Source organism: Paraburkholderia kirstenboschensis, assembly GCF_904848585.1.
GTDB classification, from domain to species: Bacteria; Pseudomonadota; Gammaproteobacteria; order Burkholderiales; family Burkholderiaceae; genus Paraburkholderia; species Paraburkholderia kirstenboschensis.
On sequence record NZ_CAJHCR010000005.1, the window covers coordinates 405,323 to 425,629 of the forward strand.

General features: G+C 60.0%; 15 protein-coding genes. 6 read left to right on the forward strand and 9 right to left on the reverse strand.

The window, feature by feature from the left end; all coding sequences use genetic code 11:
• Nucleotides 1-14 precede the first annotated feature (14 nt).
• From JMY24_RS17180 to dsdA, 3 genes are all read left to right on the forward strand, one after another.
• Complete coding sequence (locus tag JMY24_RS17180; protein WP_128598631.1) at nucleotides 15-941, forward strand: LysR family transcriptional regulator; 927 nt, start codon at nucleotides 15-17, stop codon at nucleotides 939-941.
• A gap of 89 nt (nucleotides 942-1,030) precedes the next feature.
• Complete coding sequence (locus JMY24_RS17185; protein WP_201702494.1) at nucleotides 1,031-2,572, forward strand: amidase; 1,542 nt, start codon at nucleotides 1,031-1,033, stop codon at nucleotides 2,570-2,572.
• A gap of 6 nt (nucleotides 2,573-2,578) precedes the next feature.
• Nucleotides 2,579-3,940, forward strand: a complete 1,362-nt coding sequence (gene dsdA, locus JMY24_RS17190) for a D-serine ammonia-lyase (protein WP_128598407.1) — start codon at nucleotides 2,579-2,581, stop codon at nucleotides 3,938-3,940.
• A gap of 395 nt (nucleotides 3,941-4,335) precedes the next feature.
• Here the strand turns inward: dsdA and JMY24_RS17195 are convergent, their stop codons facing one another.
• Nucleotides 4,336-4,722 carry an MAPEG family protein gene (locus JMY24_RS17195; RefSeq protein WP_128598411.1) on the reverse strand — a complete coding sequence of 129 codons (387 nt, stop codon included), beginning with the start codon at nucleotides 4,720-4,722 and terminating at the stop codon, nucleotides 4,336-4,338.
• Between the two features lie 32 nt (nucleotides 4,723-4,754).
• Between JMY24_RS17195 and JMY24_RS17200 the strand changes: the two genes are divergently transcribed.
• A complete protein-coding gene (locus JMY24_RS17200) occupies nucleotides 4,755-5,018 on the forward strand; it encodes a hypothetical protein (protein WP_164853856.1) in 264 nt (87 codons plus the stop codon).
• On the opposite strand, the gene JMY24_RS39590 is transcribed toward JMY24_RS17200, so the two are convergent.
• The 8 genes from JMY24_RS39590 to JMY24_RS17240 form a co-directional block, all read right to left on the reverse strand.
• Nucleotides 4,932-5,117, reverse strand: coding sequence for a DUF3331 domain-containing protein (locus tag JMY24_RS39590; RefSeq protein WP_128598406.1), 186 nt, complete (start codon nucleotides 5,115-5,117; stop codon nucleotides 4,932-4,934). The genes JMY24_RS17200 and JMY24_RS39590 overlap by 87 nt on opposite strands.
• A gap of 605 nt (nucleotides 5,118-5,722) precedes the next feature.
• Nucleotides 5,723-6,379 (reverse strand): TetR/AcrR family transcriptional regulator, encoded by a 657-nt coding sequence (locus JMY24_RS17210; protein WP_201702495.1) that lies wholly within the window; start codon nucleotides 6,377-6,379, stop codon nucleotides 5,723-5,725.
• A 425-nt stretch (nucleotides 6,380-6,804) separates the two neighbouring features.
• The gene (locus JMY24_RS17215) at nucleotides 6,805-7,668 is read right to left on the reverse strand and encodes a 4Fe-4S dicluster domain-containing protein (protein WP_128598404.1); all 864 of its coding nucleotides are present in this window, start codon (nucleotides 7,666-7,668) and stop codon (nucleotides 6,805-6,807) included.
• A gap of 10 nt (nucleotides 7,669-7,678) precedes the next feature.
• On the reverse strand, nucleotides 7,679-10,657 hold the full coding sequence (locus JMY24_RS17220) for a molybdopterin-dependent oxidoreductase (protein WP_201702497.1): 2,979 nt from the start codon (nucleotides 10,655-10,657) through the stop codon (nucleotides 7,679-7,681).
• Between the two features lie 279 nt (nucleotides 10,658-10,936).
• Nucleotides 10,937-11,641, reverse strand: coding sequence for an OmpW/AlkL family protein (locus JMY24_RS17225; protein WP_128598410.1), 705 nt, complete (start codon nucleotides 11,639-11,641; stop codon nucleotides 10,937-10,939).
• A gap of 537 nt (nucleotides 11,642-12,178) precedes the next feature.
• Nucleotides 12,179-14,203 carry an acyl-CoA synthetase gene (locus JMY24_RS17230; protein WP_201702498.1) on the reverse strand — a complete coding sequence of 675 codons (2,025 nt, stop codon included), beginning with the start codon at nucleotides 14,201-14,203 and terminating at the stop codon, nucleotides 12,179-12,181.
• Nucleotides 14,200-15,156, reverse strand: coding sequence for a fumarylacetoacetate hydrolase family protein (locus JMY24_RS17235; RefSeq protein ID WP_128598402.1), 957 nt, complete (start codon nucleotides 15,154-15,156; stop codon nucleotides 14,200-14,202). Before JMY24_RS17235 ends, JMY24_RS17230 begins: the two co-directional genes overlap by 4 nt.
• 34 nt (nucleotides 15,157-15,190) lie before the next feature.
• Nucleotides 15,191-16,261 carry a VOC family protein gene (locus tag JMY24_RS17240; RefSeq protein WP_128598401.1) on the reverse strand — a complete coding sequence of 357 codons (1,071 nt, stop codon included), beginning with the start codon at nucleotides 16,259-16,261 and terminating at the stop codon, nucleotides 15,191-15,193.
• 456 nt (nucleotides 16,262-16,717) lie between these two features.
• Between JMY24_RS17240 and JMY24_RS17245 the strand changes: the two genes are divergently transcribed.
• Nucleotides 16,718-16,894, forward strand: coding sequence for a hypothetical protein (locus tag JMY24_RS17245; RefSeq protein ID WP_164853859.1), 177 nt, complete (start codon nucleotides 16,718-16,720; stop codon nucleotides 16,892-16,894).
• 670 nt (nucleotides 16,895-17,564) lie between these two features.
• Nucleotides 17,565-20,111 (forward strand): DUF3772 domain-containing protein, encoded by a 2,547-nt coding sequence (locus tag JMY24_RS17250; RefSeq protein WP_201702500.1) that lies wholly within the window; start codon nucleotides 17,565-17,567, stop codon nucleotides 20,109-20,111.
• The last annotated feature ends 196 nt before the right edge of the window (nucleotides 20,112-20,307 follow it).

Below are 20,307 nucleotides of genomic sequence, written 5' to 3' on the forward strand. Positions count from 1 at the left end.
TACATCGATCCAGCATGAACGCCCGCATTCTTCAGGAAGCCGCTGTCCGATACTTTCTCGAAGTCGTCAATACCGGTTCCATCGCCGACGCCGCGCATCGGCTGAACGTCGTGCCGTCGGCGGTGAGCCGGCAGATCACGCGGCTCGAAGGCGAACTCGGCATGCCGCTTTTTGTGCGGCAATCTCGCGGCATGGTGCCGAGCAAAGCGGGAGAAATGCTCGCCGCATACGCGCGACGCTCGCAACTGGACGCCGAACAGATTTCGCTCGAAATCGATGCGCTTCGCGGCGAGGCGGCCCGCAGGATTCGCATTGCATGCACGGAAGGTTTCGCGGCCGCGTTCCTGCCGCGCGCAATGGCCGATTTCCGCCGCACCGTCGCGCCAGCGTCGTTTGAAGTCGTGGTGGATACCGCCGCGGGCGTCACGCAACGTGTACGCGAAGCCGGAGCCGATGTCGGCCTGACCTTCAGCTTTGGTCCCGCGAAGGACATTCACGTCGCGTTCTCCGCGCCGTCGCCCATATTCGCGATCGTTGCAGCGTCGCATCCGCTCGCATCGTCGGCGCAGGTTTCGTTCCGTGAATTGCTTGCCTATCCGCTCGCGTTGCCCGGCGCTCATTCGACGCTGCATACGCTCATCGACATCTACTGCAGCCGCGAAGGCGTAGCGTGCAAGAGCGTGCTCAGCAGCGCGACGCTGGAAACGCTGCTCGGCTTCACGCTCGCAAGCGACGCGGTCACGTTCAGCGGCGAACTCTTCGTGCGTCCGCGTCTCGCGACCGGCGAACTGGTCGCGTTGCCTGTGCCCGAGTTCGCGACGAGCGAACGCGCCATCGAAATACAAACGCTCGCGCGGCGCGAATTGCCGCCGCTTCTGCAGTCGTTCGTCGAGCGCTTGAGCGATGAACTTACGCCGCCGGCGTGCGTTGTCCAAAAGTGAAGCCAGCGTTCGATAAACATCACTAGCCGCTCAATTTCTCGTCGTCTACATTGAGCGCACTCTTTGTATCATTGCAAAAGGATCGCTCGATGTCCGACCGTCACGAACTCACGCGTCATAGCGCCGTCGCGCTGCGTGCGCTCTTGCAAGCGCGCGAAATCTCCGCCGTCGAATTGCTCGATGCCTGCATTGCGCGCATAGAAGCGCTCAATCCGTATGTCAACGCGATCACCGCAACGAGCTTCGAGCGCGCTCGTCTCGAAGCGCGCGCCGCCGATACCGCGTTGGCGCGCGGCGCCGCGCTCGGGCCGCTGCACGGCCTGCCGATCGCCATCAAGGATCTCGAAGAGACCGAGGGCCTTCTGACGACGTACGGCTCGCCGCTGTATCGCGCGAACGTGCCCACACGCGACAACACGCTCGTGCGACGTTTGCGCGCGGCGGGCGCGATCGTCGTCGGCAAGACGAATGTGCCGGAAATGGGCGCTGGTGCCAACAGCTTCAATCCCGTTTGGGGCGCGACGGGCAATCCGTTCGATCCGCGTCTGAATGCCGGCGGATCGTCGGGCGGATCGGCGGCCGCGCTTGCGCTCGACATGGTGCCGCTCGCAAGCGGTTCCGACACGGGCGGCTCGTTGCGCATTCCCGCGGCGAAGTGCGGCGTGGTCGGATTGCGCACCTCGCCTGGACTCGTGCCGAGCGACCGCAAGCCGTTGGGCTGGACGCCGATTGCTGTGGTCGGGCCGATGGGACGCAACGTCGAAGACACGTGGCTGCAACTCGCGGCGACGGTCGGGCTATCGGACAGCGATCCGCTCGGCTATCCGTTCGCGATGGATCCGACGATGGACGGGCGCGCGCTCACCGATTTGTCGAAGCTGCGCATCGGCTACACCGAAGACTTCGGTGTCTGTGAAGTCGATGACGAGATCCGCGCCGTGTTCCGCCGCAAGATCGAATTCCTGCGCGGCCATGTCGCCGTGTGCGAGCCGGTCGAAGTCGATTTCGAAGGCGCGCATCGCTGTTTCGACGTGTTGCGCGCGGAAGCTTTCGTCGCAGGCTTGCAAAAGGCCTATGAAACCAGTCCCGATCTGCTCGGGCCGAATCCGCGCGCGAACTACGAAATGGGCATCGGCATGGGACTCGCCGATTGCGTGCGCGCGCACGGCAATCAAACGCGCCTGTTCCGCCGCTTCCAGACGCTGTTCGACCGCTACGATCTGATTCTGTCACCCACCACGCCCGTGTCTCCGTTCCCCTGGACGCAGCCGTATCTGAAGTCGGTGAACGGCGTTGCGCTCGAAAACTACTATCGTTGGCTTGCGCTGACCTATGTCGTAACGCTCGCGACGAACCCGGCCCTGTCCTTGCCGTGCGGCGTCGATCATCGCGGCATGCCGTTCGGGCTTCAGATGATTGGCGCGTTCCGCGGCGATCTGGGTTTGCTCGATGCAGCGCGCGCATTCGAAACGCTCTTCGCATCGTCCGATGAAACGCGCCGTCCGATCCCCGATGCCGCGAAACTGCGCACAACCGATGTCGATCTCAAGTCCATCGTCACGCATCCGCCCGTGCTCGATGCCGTCGCGCCCTCGAACAATTCCGCTTCCTCTTCCACGTCCGCCGTCTGACCGAACATGATCGATTCCGTGTATGGCAAGCCGCTCGACGCGTGGCTTCGCGACTATCCGCTCTTGCGACAGCTCATGGAGCTTCAGCCCGTCGAATGGTTCAACCCGGCCGTCGCGCCGCTGGCCGATGCGATTGACGACATTCCGCTCGATGCATCGGATGTCGCCGATGCGAGCGCACGCCTGCAACGGTTTGCGCCGCTGCTCGCGCAAGCCTTCGACGATGTGCGCGAAGCGGGCGGCATCATCGAATCGCCGTTGACCGATGTGCCCTTGTTCGCGGATGCATTGAGCAGGCGCTACGAGGTCGAGGCGCCGCGTCGCTTGTTACTCAAACAGGATAGCCATCTGCCTATTTCCGGTTCGATCAAGGCGCGCGGCGGCATTTACGAAGTGCTCTTTCATGCGGAGCAACTCGCGATACGCCACGGCTTGTTGAAAGAGGGCGACGATTACCGCGTGCTCGCCAACGATGCGTGCCGCGCGCTCTTTCGCGAGCACAGCATCGCGGTAGGATCGACAGGCAATCTCGGCATGTCGATCGGCATCGCGAGCGCGACGCTCGGCTTCACAACGACCGTGCACATGTCCGCCGATGCGCGTCAATGGAAGAAGGACCGTTTGCGCGCGCACGGCGTGACAGTCATCGAATATGCGGGCGACTACGGCGAGGCGATCGAGAGCGGCCGACGTCTCGCGTCGAACGATCCGCTGTGTCACTTCGTCGACGATGAGAATTCGACGACGCTGTTTCTGGGTTACGCGGTCGCGGGCGAACGCCTCAAACGCCAGCTCGATGCTGCGAACGTGCGTGTCGATGCGGAGCATCCGCTTTTCGTCTATTTGCCGTGCGGCGTGGGCGGCGGTCCGGGCGGCGTCGCGTTTGGTTTGAAGCTCGCGTTCGGCGATGCGGTGCATTGCGTCTTTGCCGAGCCGACGCACTCGCCATGCATGTTGATGGGCGTGCTCACCGGTTTGCACGAGAAGCTCTCGGTACAGGACTTCGGCATCGACAACCTGACCGCCGCCGATGGCCTCGCGGTCGGTCGCCCGTCGGGCTTCGTCGGCCGCACGATGCAGCGGATGATCGACGGCTACTACACGATCGACGACCGCGAGTTGTACGCCCTTCTCGCGCTGATGGCGGACACACAGGCCATTTGCCTGGAACCGTCCGCGCTTGCGGGCGCGCCGGGTTTTGCGCGGGTATCGAAGGAAGCCCACGGCTATCGCGCCCGCATGAATCTCGACGATGCAGCAATGCGCAACGCGACGCACGTCATTTGGGCGACTGGCGGCGGGATGGTGCCGGAGGCTGAGATGTCGGCTTATCTGCAAACCGGACGCGCCGCGTTGCACGGCGCATAGAAAGCTGGCGGCGCTGTTCCCGGCGCCGCCACCTCCATCTGATCATGGCTTAAGACGACAGGATTCGTGAGATTGAAAGCACGAGCCAATTTGGTTCAGATCGGTCTAACGACAATCAAAGCGAGCAACATCTCTATAGGCGAACTCCAGCCATTTAGAACAGCCGCTCCAAGGAGCAAACCCTGCGGTGATTCGTCTGGAAACGGGTTTGGCCGAGCCAATAGGCGATCATTCATCGCTTCAAGTGCTGCATGTATGCTTGCCGTCGATCAGGCTGACTATCCCGTCATCCACAGACGCTGGCTGGCGTTCGTTTGCAAAGCTGCTTCATTTGGTTCGTAGCCCCTTGGACGAGCGATCGATTTCGGCTCCCGTTATCTCGCCTTCGTCGCATCTCAACGCAGCAGCATCGCACATAGCGCGAAGCCGGTCAGGTAGGTGCCTAGTGCGCCGACGAATCGGAAAGGATTGGGTTTCGCCATCGTTGGCCCTGTGACTAGTCCGACGACGACCAGACAGCGGCACACGGTCGCCGCTATGATCAATGACAACGTCGCCGCAGAAGGCGATCGCGCGCCATGATATAGAAACAGCAACGCGAGGAACGGCGCGTATTCGGCCGTATTGGCGTGCGCCCTCACGAGCTTATAAAGCTGGTCCGCCGGGTCCGGCTCACAGCCTGTGTTGGTGCCTTTGCGAAAACGCATCATCGAGATCGACAATCCGAGGCCAAACAAGAGCAGTCCTAGAACCAGCAAGCATGCGAGCGCAATGTTGTCTATTTGCATGAGCCTCCTCGACAGGGAATTTACAAATGCTGGTCTGGTTGTCTCCACGATATGCCCTGACGGTGTGTCGCGTCAGCGACGTGCATCGTGTTGTCAACGCATCATTATTGCTTCCAATCGTCGAATCCATCGTCAGGGACGCGGGCACGCGCAATACGTTGCTCTTCACGATTGCTCCGCAAATACAAGACGACAACGCATCCTCAACATTGAAGAAAGCCACCACTCATCGCTTGAGCATTAGCCGGCATGCGCCCAACAGTCTGCGGCTTGTAGACTGTCTCTTCTGACTGAATTCCCCGACCGGTCCGTACACAAATACCTCGCTTCCGCGCGACGACTGAGCGCCATGTCTGATAACCGTTGTGTCCAGAGCGCGCGCAATTCATAGCCCGATTTCGTGGGCGAAGGGCTGCAAGCCTAGACTTTGCGTGGGCTTTGCGTCATGCGAAGCTGCCCAGTACGAAAGGCTTTCGTTACGTGTGGATCTATGCGTTCGTCAAGTGTGCGAATAACATTCGTACGCGACGGCTGCGTCAGCTGTGAGGCGCGGACACGGCGACGAGCCGGAGCTACAGTTCCCGGTCGTCACTCAGACGGAGTTGCCGCAGGAATGGACTGTGCCAGTCCATCCAGTCATAAGAATCGCTAGATCGCGCCCATGCCCAGTTCCTTGCCACATTGGGACCGGTGGCCTCAACGACATGATTCTTGACCGAATCAAACTTGCTCGGGTCACTCGTGCTGCTCCCGGCATCGGTATTTCGGGAATTCGTGTGCTCGTAATACATGACCTTATCCTTCAACAGCTTGAAAAACATATAACTGTTTGCATTGCCCGCTCGAAACCGAAGTGCTGTCCGAGCGGTTATCTCTGGCGAACGAAACGCGAGCAGGATACAGCGCGTCACGCAGACGGTTGTCGCTCGACTTCATCGCGCCAGGTCTTGGTCGCGGATCCTGTACGCGCGCGGAGGCGCTCGGACCGGCGGACTCAGTCGTGCACGCCCGCGCGATGATCGACCAGCGGCATTTCTTTCGGAGACCGCCACAGTACACATGAAAAAAATGCGGCAAGCACTGTTTGCATCATCTTGTCGCTCATCAATTCCGGTTCGCACATTCCGGAAAACTGCACACCATCGCACAGGCTCATCAAGCCAAGCACGAGAGCGTCGGTCGGCAGGACCATCGGGCCGCTATTGCGCTCCGAAATCGTGCCAACATACGCGCGAATCTGTTCGAACCTTTTGTGCCGGAACGCACTCATGCGCTCCTGAAACGCGGCATCTCGGCACGCGAGTAGTTTGGCTTCGACCCAAAGTGGAAAGCAATCGTTTTGAAGAACAGATCTGCTGTAGTGCGCGACGGCGCGCTCCTTCATTTCCTCGGCCGTGCCACCCTCCTTCATGATCCCCTGAAGATTCGCTAGCGCCCTATCGTCATCGCGTCGTAGTAGCTCGATCAGCAGTTCCCGTTTGCCGCCGAAATTCGAATAGAACGCGCCGCGCGTATAGCCAGCCGCCTCAGCGATTTCCTCCACGCTTGTTGCGGCCAGCCCCTTTTCAATGAACATCTTCCGCGCAGCCTCAAACAGGAACTCCCGAGTCTGTTCTCTGCGCTGTGAGTGTGTCAGGCGTTCGCGCTTCATGTAATAGCGTACCGGTCAGGCCGCCATCTGCGGTGTCGCCAATGGGCGGGTGTGTCAGATGACGCGTTTCGAAATGGTTCAGTCAATAACGGATATGGGTCATCACAGTCCGCGCCTGAATGACATTAGACTCAATACTGATTTATCTGTCAACACGCTTAATAAGGTCACCACCAAGGGGCGCTGGATACACGGGACGTCGCAGCGAACGGCGGAATCGAGGAAAAAGGCACCGAAACGCTCAGACGAAACGCCAGAACGCCTTTCGTGAAGAATCGGTGCAGTATGTCGAGAGCGCCCTCGTCGCGTTGGAATATGTTCCAGCGATAGCGCGCTCCGTTCGAGTCGCCCGGCGACTGCCTACGCAGCTAGTCCGCCGGTTAACGGGGCCTGTCGGTCTCAGGCAAAGCAGCTTCGTTGCGCGATCATGCGACCACCGCGTCATTAGTGGACTGGACGAGACTGACCTCACCCAGATAAACGCTTTCGCCCAATTCGCACTTGCGCCACGCGTTACCGAGGGCGTGACGGACCTCGACCCGGTAGCCGCCACTGTCCTTTGCGAGACCGTCGAACCGGAAATCGCCGAAGTGGTCGGACACGGTTTCGCCCACCTTCTGATCGCCGACGTAAAGTGCGACGACCGCATCCGTGACGCATTCGACCACGTCTCCCATCCGGGCGCTGACGCTTCCCCCAATGAAGCAGGTTTCCCAACGCTCGAGGCCGCTGTACCACACGCGTGGCTTCGTGCCCAGATTTGGCCGCAGTACCTTGAGTCCCTCGCGCTGGGCCTTCTCGGCCATCGCTGCGTCATCGAGCCTGACGGTCTCGAAGACGTCGGTGGGACATGACTGCTGGCAACGCGGCCCAGGCCAACCCTGGTCGAGCAGATGGGCATCGAAAATCCAGGTCTGCGGCAGTTGCAGCTCATCGTTCCAGACGATCGCCTTGTACGGGCAGGACTTCACGATGTCCTTGCGGCCCCGCGCCTTGTCCGGATCGATGATGACGATGCCGTCGGCGCGTTTGCGAACGGCATCGCCGCCCACCCGCATGCAAGGGGCTTCGTCGCAGTGGTTGCACATGACCGGCAGATACGTGGTCTCGACCATATGCGAGTCGCCCTGAACGCGGCGCAGGATGCGCACGGGACTGTCGGCACTGGCCGCGGCGGGCGCGGCATAACCAGGGAAGTCGTTGCCGACGTGCTCGTCCCGGGCGGCGATGACGCAGTTCTGGCAGTTCTCGCAACGCCCGACTTTGATAACCAGGTTTAACTTGCTCATTCTGTAGTCCTCACGCTGCGCGACCGAGCATGAACGTCTCGGCGCTTCGCCACTTCTCGACCTGCACCAGGCAGGAGTTCGGACTCATACTGCTGGTCCCGGCGGTTTGCGGCCGGTCGGGGGTGAGCACGTTCATGCAACCGCCTATCTCGACTCGCTCGCCATCTATTTCAATCATCTGAAACTCGGCGCTCGCCTCGTACGACTTGACCACTCCCGGAGTGACCAGCGCCGAGACGTCAGCCGCGCAGATCACAGCGCCGCGGTCGTTGTACACCTTGACGAGGTCGCGATGTTCGATGCCTCGAATGGCCGCATCGGCCGGACCGAGCCTCAGTAGCCAGAAGCGGTGCCCGCCAATCAGCGCGCGATGGTCCTCGACGCTGTTGACCGAGGAATTCTTGCCGTCACAGTGAGTATGGAAACTGTAACGACTGTGGGTGGCAATCAACTGCAACGGATAGCGCTGAGCCAGCTCCGAGCGCAAACCCTCCCACGAGGGGATATACCGGTTGAGCGGCGGCCGCTCGGGATTGTCCGCAGTGTGCCGCTTGAGCAGCTCGGGCACGAACTCCAGCTTGCCGCTCGGCGTTTGCAGGCCCATGCCGAATTTTTCGGCGAACTGGGACGGCAGCGGATGCGGCTCCTGCAGGTCCTTGCGCCGCCCCTCCGCGAACCAACGCATGTCCACCGGATGGCGCAACTCGGGCTTCTCGGGCGGCACGACGAAATAGCCCTTGCGGCAGAACTCGCGCCACGAAATGTGATCGGGCAGATCCGACGAGTCGAAGACCCGCCTGACCCAGTCCAGTTCACTGCCCCCCTCGGTAAACACCCCGCCAAGACCCAGCCGGGTCAGGATGGCAGCGAAGATGTCGTAGTCGGAACGGGACTCGCCCAAAGGCTCGATGCACTTGTGCTGCAGCGTCATCACGCGATGATTGACCGTGCTAAAACCATGGTGGGCATAGCCGCCGGAATTCGCCCATTCGCCGATGTCCCAGCGCTCCAGCGCGGTGCACGCGGGCAGGATGATGTCGGCGAACTGGGCCTCGCCTTCCATCCAGATCGACTGGTTGACCACGAACTCGATGCTCGGGTGCCGGTAGGCTTCAGGCCAGCGTCCGGAATTCGTCACCGTGCTGAAGGCGGACCCGCCGTAGCGGTAGATCATGTGGATCGGCGAATACCCGGGCATGGGATAGCTGAATGGCGCGAACTGGGCTTCCTGCGACATGCCGTCCCAAAGGTAGCCCGTCGCATGGCCGTTGATGATGGCGTCGGGCAGTTGCTGCCGCGGGACCATCTGCTTGACCGGATTCATGGACAGAATGTGCGGCATGCGCTGGTAATTGTTCACCGCATTGGCGGTCCATGCCAGGTCGCCGGATATGCCGCCGTCCGCATAGCCGGGGAAATAGAAATGGAGGTCGTGGGGCACACCGGCTTCAAGGCAGCCGAAATTGACCCCCGGCTTACCCCAGCCCTGCATCGCCATCATCATGATCATGCAGCGCGCCCATTGCGCGCCGGTCGCGCCACGGCCCGCGCCGCCGAATCCCGCGCCGGTCATCCCCACGGCGAGGTGGACCTTCCTGTTCCCCCATCGGCGCGCAAGCGCGCGGACGTCTTTGGGCGGAACACCGGTTTCGCCCTTCTGCCACTCGGGAGTCTTGGGAACGCCGTCGGTTTCGCCCAGAAGATAGGCCCTCCACTCGTCGAACCCGGTCGTGCGCGTGGCGACGTAATCCTTGTCGTACAGGTCCTCCACTGCCCAGACGTACATGATGGCGGTGGCGAGAGCAGCGTCGGTTTGCGGTCGGACCGGAATCCAGCGGCCGCCAAGCAACTGCGCGGTCGGGTTGCAGTGCGGGTCGATATGAACGAACTCGATGCCGAGTTCCTTGGCCCACAGCCGCCGCGGAGTGCCCTCGAATCCCGCATAGGCACCGTTGGTACTCTCGGGGTCGCAGGACCAGAAGACGATCATGTCGGCTTCCTTCAGGCAATCCTCAACGCCGCCATAGCCGGATGGCACGCCAACGCGCATCGAGTTGCCGAAATGATGCATGGCGCCCCAGTACCAGCCTTCCCAGCTATCCGGATTGGCCGCGACCCGGGTGAAGCCGATCAGGTTGGCAAAGCGCGTCAGCGCGCTGAGGTAGTAGCCCACGTTGCCCCACTGGTGATGGGACGACATCGGGAATGTGATGGAACCGGGACCGTGAACGCGCTTCTGCCGGTTGATTTCCCTGGCGACAATGTCCAGGGCCTCGTCCCAACTGATACGCACATAGCCGGATTTGCCCCGGTTCTGGGGATTGCGCTCGCCGTCAGGGTCGAAGTCGACCCGCTTCATGGGATGAAGGATGCGCTTGTCGGAATAGACGAGTGACTTGAGCGTCAACGCGTGGGGCGCGACCAGGCCACGCCGTGGCGGGCTGAAACGGCGTCCGCGCGCCTCGATCACATAACCCGGCGCATCGGTGCTGTCGAACTCGATGGGCGTCACCCGAACGACGCGGCCATGCTTGACGTAGACGAACAGAGGCCCGCCGTTGGTGCAGGTGGTGTAGCGGCGCGTGCCGTCGCGCAAAGGCGTGCCCATCGGCAGGCCGACGGTGCGCATCATGCCCAGGGTCTGCATTAGCCACACCAGCAGTTCGTCCTCGCCCTCGGTCACCACTTTGAAATTCTTGGCGGCGTGGATGATCTCGCCCTGGTCCGGGTTGGGAGAAAGGAACTTCAGGGCGGTGGCGACATCCTTGAAGGCCATGCGCACGTCGGTCCGCGGATGCTTGCCGGCGCGCGACCGCACGCGTCCGTTCCTGAATGTGATGACGCGGCCGACGCTTTCATCCATAAGTCCGATCCATGCCACGAGATCGCGCTCCTTCAGGCGATCACGATAAGCGGGAAAGCGGCGTGCCGTCAGGTCAAGAACCTTAGGCAACGCAAAAAGAATGGTTTTGAGGACCTGTCGTTTCATTGTTCGATCCAAAGAGAAGCTTTGCCGCGCAAGCGGTGGCATGACGGCATGACTGACCGCTTCCCCGAGCGTGCAACTCGGGCGAGCATGGCTTTGCCAGGCCGTAAGTCAGACACCGGCAACGCCGGGCCTCTTTGTAGCAGCGTGTGTAGCAGCATGTGCGGCCCCATGTCGTACGCGAAGTCGTGAACCGCAGTCACATCCGGGTGGCAAAAAATAAGGTCCATGTCTTCAAAAGTTCGCTGAAATCTCAATTGACGCATTGGCAACCCGTAGGCTCTAGAACGTGTAGGCGACGTTTACGAAGACGCTAAGTGGATTGAGCCGCAGCGTTGATTTCGAAACGATCTGCGTTCCAGTCGCGGTCTGTCCGTCTAACGTTAGGTGTGTCTTTACCGGCATATAGTTGACGGAGGTTCCAACAGACCAGTGTTTTGCAATCGCGTAATTCGCCCCAATTTCGAATACCGGATTCCACGATGAACTGAGTGTTGCGTGCGCCGAACCACCTGGACCAACGCTATCACTGACGAACCGGCTATTAGTTGTCCGAACCTGTGTGAACCACGTATAGTTCACGCCCAAACCGATGAATGGACGCAATTTCGAGCCGACTGAAAAGAGGTGGTATCGAAGTTCAATGGCGGGCGGCATCGGCCTCGTCGAGCCGAGGTTGCCATACTTTTCTAGTGCCCCATCGCCTACCAGGTTTACTGTCAATGGCAGTCCCAGAAGCATAGCGACGCCAATGTTGTCCGTGACGTAGTACTCGGTGGTAATTCCCACCGTATTCGTTGACGTCGCATGCGCCCCGGTACCGGCTAGCTGGCGATTCACCGTTTCGCCGCCGATACTCTGCACGACGAGCGGCGTTGCGTTACCCTGTGGCGCGATGTGAAGCCATCCTGTGGACAGCGTAATGCTTCCCGCCGACTGGGCGTGTGCATTCTCAGTAAGCGCAGTCAGGCAGATACAAGCCGCCATACCGACTGAATTGATCACTCGCCCGTAATTTCTCACGTGTCGTCTCCTGTCTCTGTCTGAAAATTTTTATAAATCGGCGGTGTTGCCGTGGAACTGCTCAATTGCTGTTTTCCGTCTTTCGTATAGCTACGATTGGCGGACGCCCGCATGTCGCTGCACTCCAGTAAGCGTGCATCGCCAGGCGTTCGGACTCAGGCGAGGACACGCACCGCCCACCGTCGCGGTGCCGGAAGAAAAAGAATCCAAACGGGCCTGTCGGTAGCAGCAGCTCGATACGCCGCACGGTTTCTGATTAGAGCGCGGGCGACTGAATCGGGTAATGCGAACAGGTGCCGAAGAAATCGGTCCAAGCCATTTTTAATCGCGAACGCAAAGACCTTTCTGATGCAACATCACATCCTGCCTCCCCACGCAATTAGGTGTTCTAACCTATAAACATCGGCGGGCATTTTTGCCGCGACATAGCGGCGCGTACGACTGCTTAATCTTTAGTCTGGGTGCATGATCGAACGCGTCCCTCTGATGTCGTGGCTCGCGTCACGTCGGGCTGCCCTGCGCATCTGTCGCTGCCGGGTCTTTCTCCTCCGCCGATTGCTCCGCACTTGATGGCCTCGCGGCGGCCGAGATCGAAAATGCGAACGGAAAGCGCCCGAGCGCGGACGTCGCCAATGCTTCAAACGCGGGGTTGGCAAGTTCGACCTCTAGCGACAGTCCGCGCGAGGTGTCATCAATGATGTGAACGGTCGCATCCTCGACGCCAGCCTCCGCGAGTGCCGACTCCAGGGCGTCTGCCGTTTCGCGCCGTTTCAGCGCCGGCTTGAAAATCTTGCCGACGCCGGTCAGCGGCATCGCATCGACGATCCGTATCCCCTTTGGTAACGCGGCGCGTTCGCTGATCTCGTGACGCAGAAACTCAACCAGTTCCGCTTCGGTTGTGGTTGTGCCGGGCTTCAGTTGGACATAGGCGACCGGCAGCTCGCCCGCGTGCATATCGGGGCGCCCCACAGCCGCGGCGATCTGGACTGAGGGATGGCGATGCAGTGGTTCCTCGATTGCCGCCGGATCGATGTTGTGTCCGCCGCGGATAATCAGCTCTTTCTTCCGGCCGGTGAGCCAAAAGTAACCGTCGGGGTCGCAGCGTCCGAGATCGCCGGTATTGAGCCAGAGCCCGCCGTCGCCATCTTCCATCCAGATGCCCCTGTTCTGCTCCGGCCTCGTGTAGCCAGCGAACACATTTGGCCCGGAGATGACCAGCTGACCGACCTCATCCGCAACGCAATCCCGTACATAACAGCCAGTTCCATCAACCACTACGGCTTTCATTGCTTGCCCTGGAAGACGCAGACCAATCGAACCGGCCCTGCGCTCGCCAAGCGGAGGGTTCACGCTGCTAACGCAGGTACCTTCGGTGAGGCCGTAGCCTTCAAGGATTCTTATCCCTGTGCGATCCTGGAAAGTGCGAAGTAACTCCACCGGCATGGGGGCAGCACCGCACAGGCCATACTCGAGTGAACTGATATCGTGCTCGCCAACCGGAATGTCCAGCAGCGATCCGTAAAGTGTCGGCACACCGCTGAAGAAGTTGATACGGTAATGTTCGACAATTTCCCAGAAACGATTTACAACGCCCTCGCCCCTGTAACCTTGTGGTGTGCCGAGCACAACGTGGGCACCACGCGAGAACGCCAGCAACCCTGTCACCGTCACCGCGTTGACGTGGAAAAGCGGCAGCCCGCAAAAAATTGTTTTTCCCGGACCAATGCTTTCGCCGAAGAATTGACCCGCGTTCCACGCATTGGCCACCTCGTTGCCGTGCTGGCGGATCGCAATCTTCGGCAGCCCCGTGGTGCCGCCCGTGCAAAATAAGGACGAGACATCATCGACGCTGATTCGACGGCTGCTGCTGAGCCCCTCCCCCGATTCCTTCGCGATGGCGGTGTTGAAATCGTGGATGCCGACATGTGCAGGAACGGCACCGTGCACGCCGCCAGGCCCATGCAGATTTGAACACTCGTCACGTTGAAGCATCCGGGCGGCAAGTCCCTTTTCGCCCGGCATGCGGGCAGCCGGATTCACGAGCACCAGATGCTGCAGGCAAGGGAGCTTGTGCAGCACTGCCTGCACCTTCTGCCAGAGGTCAGTTCCAGGAAGCGGCGCCAGCGTGACGAGCACGCTCGCGCATGATGCGTTGAGCAGTTCGCCGATCGCGTCACTCTCAAGCAGCGGATTGATCGCGCAGACAATCCCGGCGGCTTCCCCGCCCCAGATCACAAAGTGTGTCTCAGGGAGATTCGGCAGGACGTATGCGATAACGGAGTTGCGCTGTACTCCCAGGCGCGCAAACATGTTCGCAGTTCGCGTGACATCGCGCACGAATTCGCTGTACGTCCAGCACTCTGCGTGCCGGTAGTGGTCGGCCGTTGCAAAGAACGAAAGCGCGGGTGCCGATGGATTAATCGCCGCGCCCCGGCAGATCATCTCGTAAGTGCTCGACGGGAGATCCGCCGGCAGTCCCTGCGTTTCGATGGCAAGGACTTCGTCCATGTTTGCGACGCCTTTCATGCGGCCTGTTCCACAACGACGTTATGCTGCACGCCCAGATCGATCGAGCGATCGTTGCTGGCGATATGCGCCTCCACGACGTCTCCCACCTGCAGGTACTGCGGTCTTTGCTCCTGCATTTTCAGGAACAGACGCCATTTTTCCGCGTCGGGCAGTTGCGCCGCGGCGCGTTGCTTTTCGGGCGACGGAATGCTCAGTGCACAGCCGGACGGCGTGCCCGTCGCGAGCAGGTCGCCAGTGCGCAGATCATGCACGGCGGAAAGCTCCGTCAAGGTCTCTGCCGGTCCATAGACAAGACCCGCAGTCGTGTCATTCTGGCGGACGGTTCCATTGACCGTCAGTGTCAGCACGAGCTCCTTCAACTTCGGGATATCGTGTTTCTCAAGGAGGCAAAGGTAAGGGCCGACAGGGCCAAACGTGCGGTAGCTCTTGCCCTTGTAAAACTGCATCTGCGGAATCTGGATATCGCGCGCGGAGTAGTCGTTGACGATCACAGCACCAGCAATGTAGTCATGCAGGTTCCCGTCGGTGATTGTTTCGCGGGACGTGACGTCGCGTTTGAGGACAAGACCGAGTTCGATCTCGTAGTCGAGGAACTGCACTTCCTTTGGCTTCACGACGGTGGAGTCGGCAGGAACGATGCAGCTCGTCGCCTTCGTGAAGATCATGTTGAATTTCTTCACATCCGGGTCCATGCCGGACTCAATCATATGCTGGCGATAGTTCGCGCCCTGGCAGAGGAACTGCTGGTTGGCAGTAATGGGCGACAGCCAGTCCACCTCCGACTCGGGAATCGTCGGACCGCCTAGCACCAGCAGCCGTTCGACCGGATTCGCCTCGATAAACTCGGCGGTCGTGTTGAACTCGCCGGGAATTGGCGTAATCGCGCCGTTGGCCACGATGCCCCATTGGGCGCGGCCATAATGACTGTAATGCAGAACATGAAGTGCCATTTATCGATCTCCGGATTCTATAGAAGGGTTGGGTTCAGGCGAAAATCTTTGCCAGCGAGCGCAGCTTGCTCAGCGTCAGGTCGGGGCTGCGGCGCAGGTTTCTGACGAGCGCCACGATGCTTGCAGGCGTGAATCTGGGCTTTGTGAAACTGCGCGGCATGGTCGGCCCCCATTGCGCCATCGCTTCGCGGCTCACCGCGTGCACACCCGCCGGCGCATCGGCAGTAAAGAGGTCGCCGTCGCAATAGTGTTCGTGCTTGTCGCCCCACGGGTCCTGCCAGTAGTCGAATATCTGGCTGCCCAAAATATGCCGGCCGATCCCCCATGCGTGCGTCCAGCCCTTTTCGCGCAGGACGCGCTGGCCCATGCCGACCGCATCGGCATCGACGACTTCGTAGGCGCTATGGCTGTAGGTAGGCAGAAAGCCTTGTGCAAGCGCGAGGGTATGGTGATCGGCCGGCTTGTCACCCAGATCGAGCCGCATGAACGCGACGACGGGCGAGCCATCGGGAAGCACCTGTACGTCGCTCGGGATAAAGCCGAAATGCTGCGTGTACCATGCGCAGGTTTCCTGATAGTCCGCAAGCTCAAGCACGACATGTCCGAGCCGGACGATTTCCGGTGCGCGTTCGGGCGGTCGCTGCGTTCCGTTAATCCGGACCGCCGCATCTACGGAATTGAACGGCAATGGCGGCCGATGGGACAGCGCCGTCGCCGGCGCCTGGCCCCATATCGCATCGATGCGAAAGCCGGAAGGGTCGGTCAACCGTACGATATAGCCGCCGCCGGGCAAGGGCGACCGTTCGACGTCCGAGGCGCCCGGCAGTTTTGCAAGTGCATCAAGCTCGGCCCTGTTATCGACCTGCAGCCCGAAGCCAACGAACCGGGATTTTGGTGCCTTCCGGACCACATAGCAAAAGTGGGAAGCACCCGTTCCCCGCAACAGGAGGAGGTCTTCACTGCGCGACACCGTCTGTAGACCGAAATCAATGAGAAATTGCTCGGCTTTATCGAGGTCTGGTCGGTCGAATATCAGATAGGCCAATGCCGACGCTTTCGTCGTGGGATCGGGGTGACGGCTCGGCTGTGCAGTAGTCAGTTTCATGGCAACGGGGAATCAGACGGGTCAGATGGCGTATGCAGCTCCTGGGTTCGCGCGCCGATGAGACGGCGGGCTACGCTGCAAGGCGAGTCTCGCGAACACGAGCCGATTTGCATCGGCGCCCGGGGCGTCCTGGTCGATCGTCGCGTGTGATCGGACCGAGGCAGCCCGCTCGACGGGCACGAGCCCGCAAAGAAATGCGGCTTCGAGGTCTTCCCAACTATCGTGCTGGGCGAGACGAAGCCGTCGCTCCCGATGGGCAATCTGGCCATGCCGCATGACGGCACGGCACCCTCCTTTGCTGCTGTCTCCACAGTCACTCCATCTGTCGTTTGGCGTTTGCCATGTTGTCTGTAACGCCGCTCTCCGCGGTCGTTAGTGACATTAAAGTCATCGCTGATGTTTTTGTCAATAGAGACATTCCAATCCATACGTGGAGTGACGACACGTCGACCTGTCATGCCCGACGCCACAAATCGCCGGACAGCAAAGCGTCCTACCCATGCGGCGCCGGTCGCCCCGGTTGCCGTTCCGGAAGAACGCGAGCCGCGCGGTGCGTGCCCCAAGCGCGAGACGCGTGCCCGTCTGCTCGACGCCGCCCTCACGCTGAGGGACGAAAAAGGCATGTGGGCGTAGCGATCACGTAGTCACGGAATCCGCTGAAGTTGGTACGTTGGAAGGTGCAGTGAGGGCTCGCATTGCCGCATGACTTAGTTATCCTCTGTTACGCGCTTTCGCCGGCGCGCCCTTCACAAGTCAACAACACCGACATACCTACTCCAACCCCAATTTTGCTGAACACCTGAACTTCAGCGACAACGATCATCTGCCGCTTTTGTTCTGTTTTTCACCGTCATTCCACGTACGCCTCCGCTCTGCACGCGGATCGACGACGTGACCGGCGGCGACCATGCCCGCGGCCGACCATCGATTTCCAATCGTTGCAATCTTAATTTATCTGAACCGTACAGTTCATTTTTGTTGACAGGTGCTCCTCCCATAACTAGACTGTGCGTATTGGTAAAAGAAGTTCAGGTGAGCGCGGGGGCATGCAGGAGAGCATGAATATTCGGAGTCGGGATCTTTAATGCCCCCGCGACCGGTGTACGTCCCAGATAAATGAAATAGCCGCCTCGCGCCCTACCGCTCATCCAGACTGCGAAATGCCGACGTGCAACCACCCCATCCTGTTTCCGAGATCGTCATATATGACGATAAATGTTGAGACTTTTCCAAGTCAGTGCGGCAGCCGATTTCCCGCCCAGCGGCGACCGAATGCAACTCTGCTCACATACATATCGCGCGCATGAGCCAGATCTCTCCAGTGCATACTCTTCGCCACCTTCACGTCGTGCGACAAGTGGTCGCCGTCATACTTCGCCTTATCGCGCTCATGATGTTCGGCCTCGCCAGCACCGCTCTGAATGCAGCGGCGCTGCCGCCCTCCAGTCTGGACGCTCCTGCTGATGTTTCGCCCTCCATTGGCGGAGGTCCCACCGCTTTGCAAACGCTCAATGCGCTGCAGACCAGGCAGGACCAGATACGGCAGCGTGCTTCGACGGCAACAAGCGACGCGCAGTTGTTCGAACTGGATGCACAGAGCCGGCACGTCGCCGAAGACGTCGACAGGCTGATAACCACGTCGCTTGAGCCTGATCGCGCGAAAACGCATGCACAGCTCGACGTACTCGGAGCCGCACCCGCTTCCGACTCCGCAGCGGAAACGCCCGCAGTCGCCCAACAGCGCAATGTGCTCGCTGCTGAGCAGTTACAACTCGACGCCGCGATCAGGCAGGCGGCAACCATCAAGGAAAACCTTGGCAAGCTGAGCGCCCAGATCACCCGACTGCTGCACGACCATCTAAAGGATCAGTTGGCCCTTCGATCAGACAGCATAGTCAGCACCGCGTTCTGGGCGCCCGCGTTCCATCCCGACACGACTGATTATCAACGTCTGCGAGACTTCAATGGGCAGATCCAAAGGCAGATTCAATCGACGTGGCAAAAAGGGCATCGGGTTGTAACCGCGCTGCTTGTGCTGTTCGCTCTAGCCATCGCAACGATTGGCACGCGGCTTCTTGACAGAGCATCGGAACGGCTTTGCCTGCACCGCCTCCCGGAAGGCCGGTTACGGCGCAGCGCGATGGCGATCTCGACCGTATTGGCGTCCGTGGCGACCACCATATGTGCCGTTGATCTATTCTATTTCGCGTTGACCCGCCAGCAGGCGATGCCCGCTACGCTGCAGAGCTTCGCCAACGAACTCATCAAACACGTGGTGACCTGTGCGTTGGTTGTTGCTCTCGGCCGGGCATTGCTTAGCACACGACATCCGTCGTGGCGGTTGCCGTCCATCGCAGATCCGGTCGCTCGCGCGCTACGTCCTTTCCCATGGATACTAGCCGCACTGCTGCTATTTTCAGGTGCCGTCGAGCAACTCAATCGCGCAATCGACACGAGTCTGCAAATTACCCTCTTTACTCGTGGCGTGGTTGCGTTAGTGGTCGCGCTGACCATCGGTATGTCGCTTTTACGAGCAAACCGCGTACGCAGTTCGCTCGCCGCAGCAGGAGAATCGCCGGAGGCTCGTTCGACCCTCGCTGGAATTATCCACGCCGCCGTCAGCCTTGCCGTCGGCGCTTCTTTGATTGCATTACTTTGTGGCTATGTTTCGTTTGCGCGGTTCCTGACCTACGAACTGGTCTGGTTCGATCTCGTACTGAGCAGCCTTTATCTGCTGACGAAGCTCGCCCATGATGCTTCCGAAAGCGTGTTTTCGCCATGCTACGCCAGCGGCAAAACAGTCGGGCGACTATTCGGACTGCAAGAAGTCCATCTGGAACAGGTGGCAACGATCCTGTCTGGCGTTCTTCGCAGCGCATTGATGCTGGCTGCAGTCATCGCACTGCTCACGGGGGGGCTCGGCACGACGCCAGGAGACCTGATCGGCAGCATTGTCAGCGTGCTCGGCGGGGAGCGATTACACGCGCTCAATATTGTTCCCGCCCATATCTTTAGCGCTATCTTTACCTGCGCACTATGCCTGTATCTCGTTAGGCTCGTCCGCAAATGGCTCGACACCGAGTTTCTGCCCAAGACGCAAATGAGTTCAGGTATGCGCGCGTCGCTGCTAACGGTGTTCTCCAATGTCGGCTATGTCCTCGTCGCGCTGCAAACCTTCTCCGTACTCGGCGTGCAATGGCATAACCTGGCATGGATCGTCAGCGCATTGTCAGTAGGCATCGGCTTTGGTCTGCAGGAGATCGTTAAAAACTTCATCTCCGGGCTGATATTGCTTGCGGAACGGCCGGTCAAAGTAGGCGACATGATCAGTATCACCGGCATTGAAGGCGACATTCGGCGTATCAGTGTACGTGCGACCGAAATACAGCTCGCGGACAGATCAACGGTAATCGTTCCCAATTCACACCTGATTTCGCAGAATGTGCGGAACGTGACAATGGGAAACAAAACGCAGGGAGTTGTCACACTGAGCCTTACGTTCGCGCTGGACATCGACCCGGAGCAGGTACGCGATGTTCTTCTGCAAGCTTACCTGGATCATCCATCGGTTCTTGATCGCCCCACGCCTTCGGTGACCTTCAGCCAGTTGACGCCTGACGGAATAACATTGACCGCCACCGGATATGTCGCCAGCCCCAGAATCGCCGGGGATACCAGAAGTGATCTGCTATTTGCAATCCTCAAGCGACTACGTGCTTCTGAAATACCACTGTCGATCTCTCGAACCGTCGTAGTCCGAGGTACGAGCGATATCATTTCGGACCAGCAACTCACAGGTCGCAATCCGGGACCGGCAGAGCTTCGGACTCTGTCTGCAGTCATCGAATAGATAGTCATCCAAAATGATATCTCATGATCCGGGACTGGCAAAAAGCCCTATCGGCGACTTGCTGCCGCTGCCGAGTAGCTGATAACCGTGGTCCAGTCATAGACCTTTCCGTCCTGATCACTGCAGCAATGCTGCTCAGCGGTGCCACGCGGCGCACGAACAGCGTTCTGGGGTACACCGTCGTGGTTCAGTTCGT

Excerpts from the sequence above, each read along its gene's own strand:
- JMY24_RS17180 (WP_128598631.1), top strand. The coding sequence starts at position 15 with ATGAACGCCCGCATTCTTCAGGAAGCCGCTGTCCGATACTTTCTCGAA.
- JMY24_RS17185 (WP_201702494.1), top strand. The coding sequence starts at position 1,031 with ATGTCCGACCGTCACGAACTCACGCGTCATAGCGCCGTCGCGCTGCGT.
- dsdA (WP_128598407.1), top strand. The coding sequence starts at position 2,579 with ATGATCGATTCCGTGTATGGCAAGCCGCTCGACGCGTGGCTTCGCGAC.
- JMY24_RS17200 (WP_164853856.1), top strand. The coding sequence starts at position 4,755 with ATGCTGGTCTGGTTGTCTCCACGATATGCCCTGACGGTGTGTCGCGTC.
- JMY24_RS39590 (WP_128598406.1), bottom strand. The coding sequence starts at position 5,117 with ATGAATTGCGCGCGCTCTGGACACAACGGTTATCAGACATGGCGCTCA.
- JMY24_RS17210 (WP_201702495.1), bottom strand. The coding sequence starts at position 6,379 with ATGAAGCGCGAACGCCTGACACACTCACAGCGCAGAGAACAGACTCGG.
- JMY24_RS17215 (WP_128598404.1), bottom strand. The coding sequence starts at position 7,668 with ATGAGCAAGTTAAACCTGGTTATCAAAGTCGGGCGTTGCGAGAACTGC.
- JMY24_RS17220 (WP_201702497.1), bottom strand. The coding sequence starts at position 10,657 with ATGAAACGACAGGTCCTCAAAACCATTCTTTTTGCGTTGCCTAAGGTT.
- JMY24_RS17225 (WP_128598410.1), bottom strand. The coding sequence starts at position 11,641 with ATGGCGGCTTGTATCTGCCTGACTGCGCTTACTGAGAATGCACACGCC.
- JMY24_RS17230 (WP_201702498.1), bottom strand. The coding sequence starts at position 14,203 with ATGAAAGGCGTCGCAAACATGGACGAAGTCCTTGCCATCGAAACGCAG.
- JMY24_RS17235 (WP_128598402.1), bottom strand. The coding sequence starts at position 15,156 with ATGGCACTTCATGTTCTGCATTACAGTCATTATGGCCGCGCCCAATGG.
- JMY24_RS17240 (WP_128598401.1), bottom strand. The coding sequence starts at position 16,261 with ATGAAACTGACTACTGCACAGCCGAGCCGTCACCCCGATCCCACGACG.
- JMY24_RS17245 (WP_164853859.1), top strand. The coding sequence starts at position 16,718 with ATGCCCGACGCCACAAATCGCCGGACAGCAAAGCGTCCTACCCATGCG.
- JMY24_RS17250 (WP_201702500.1), top strand. The coding sequence starts at position 17,565 with ATGAGCCAGATCTCTCCAGTGCATACTCTTCGCCACCTTCACGTCGTG.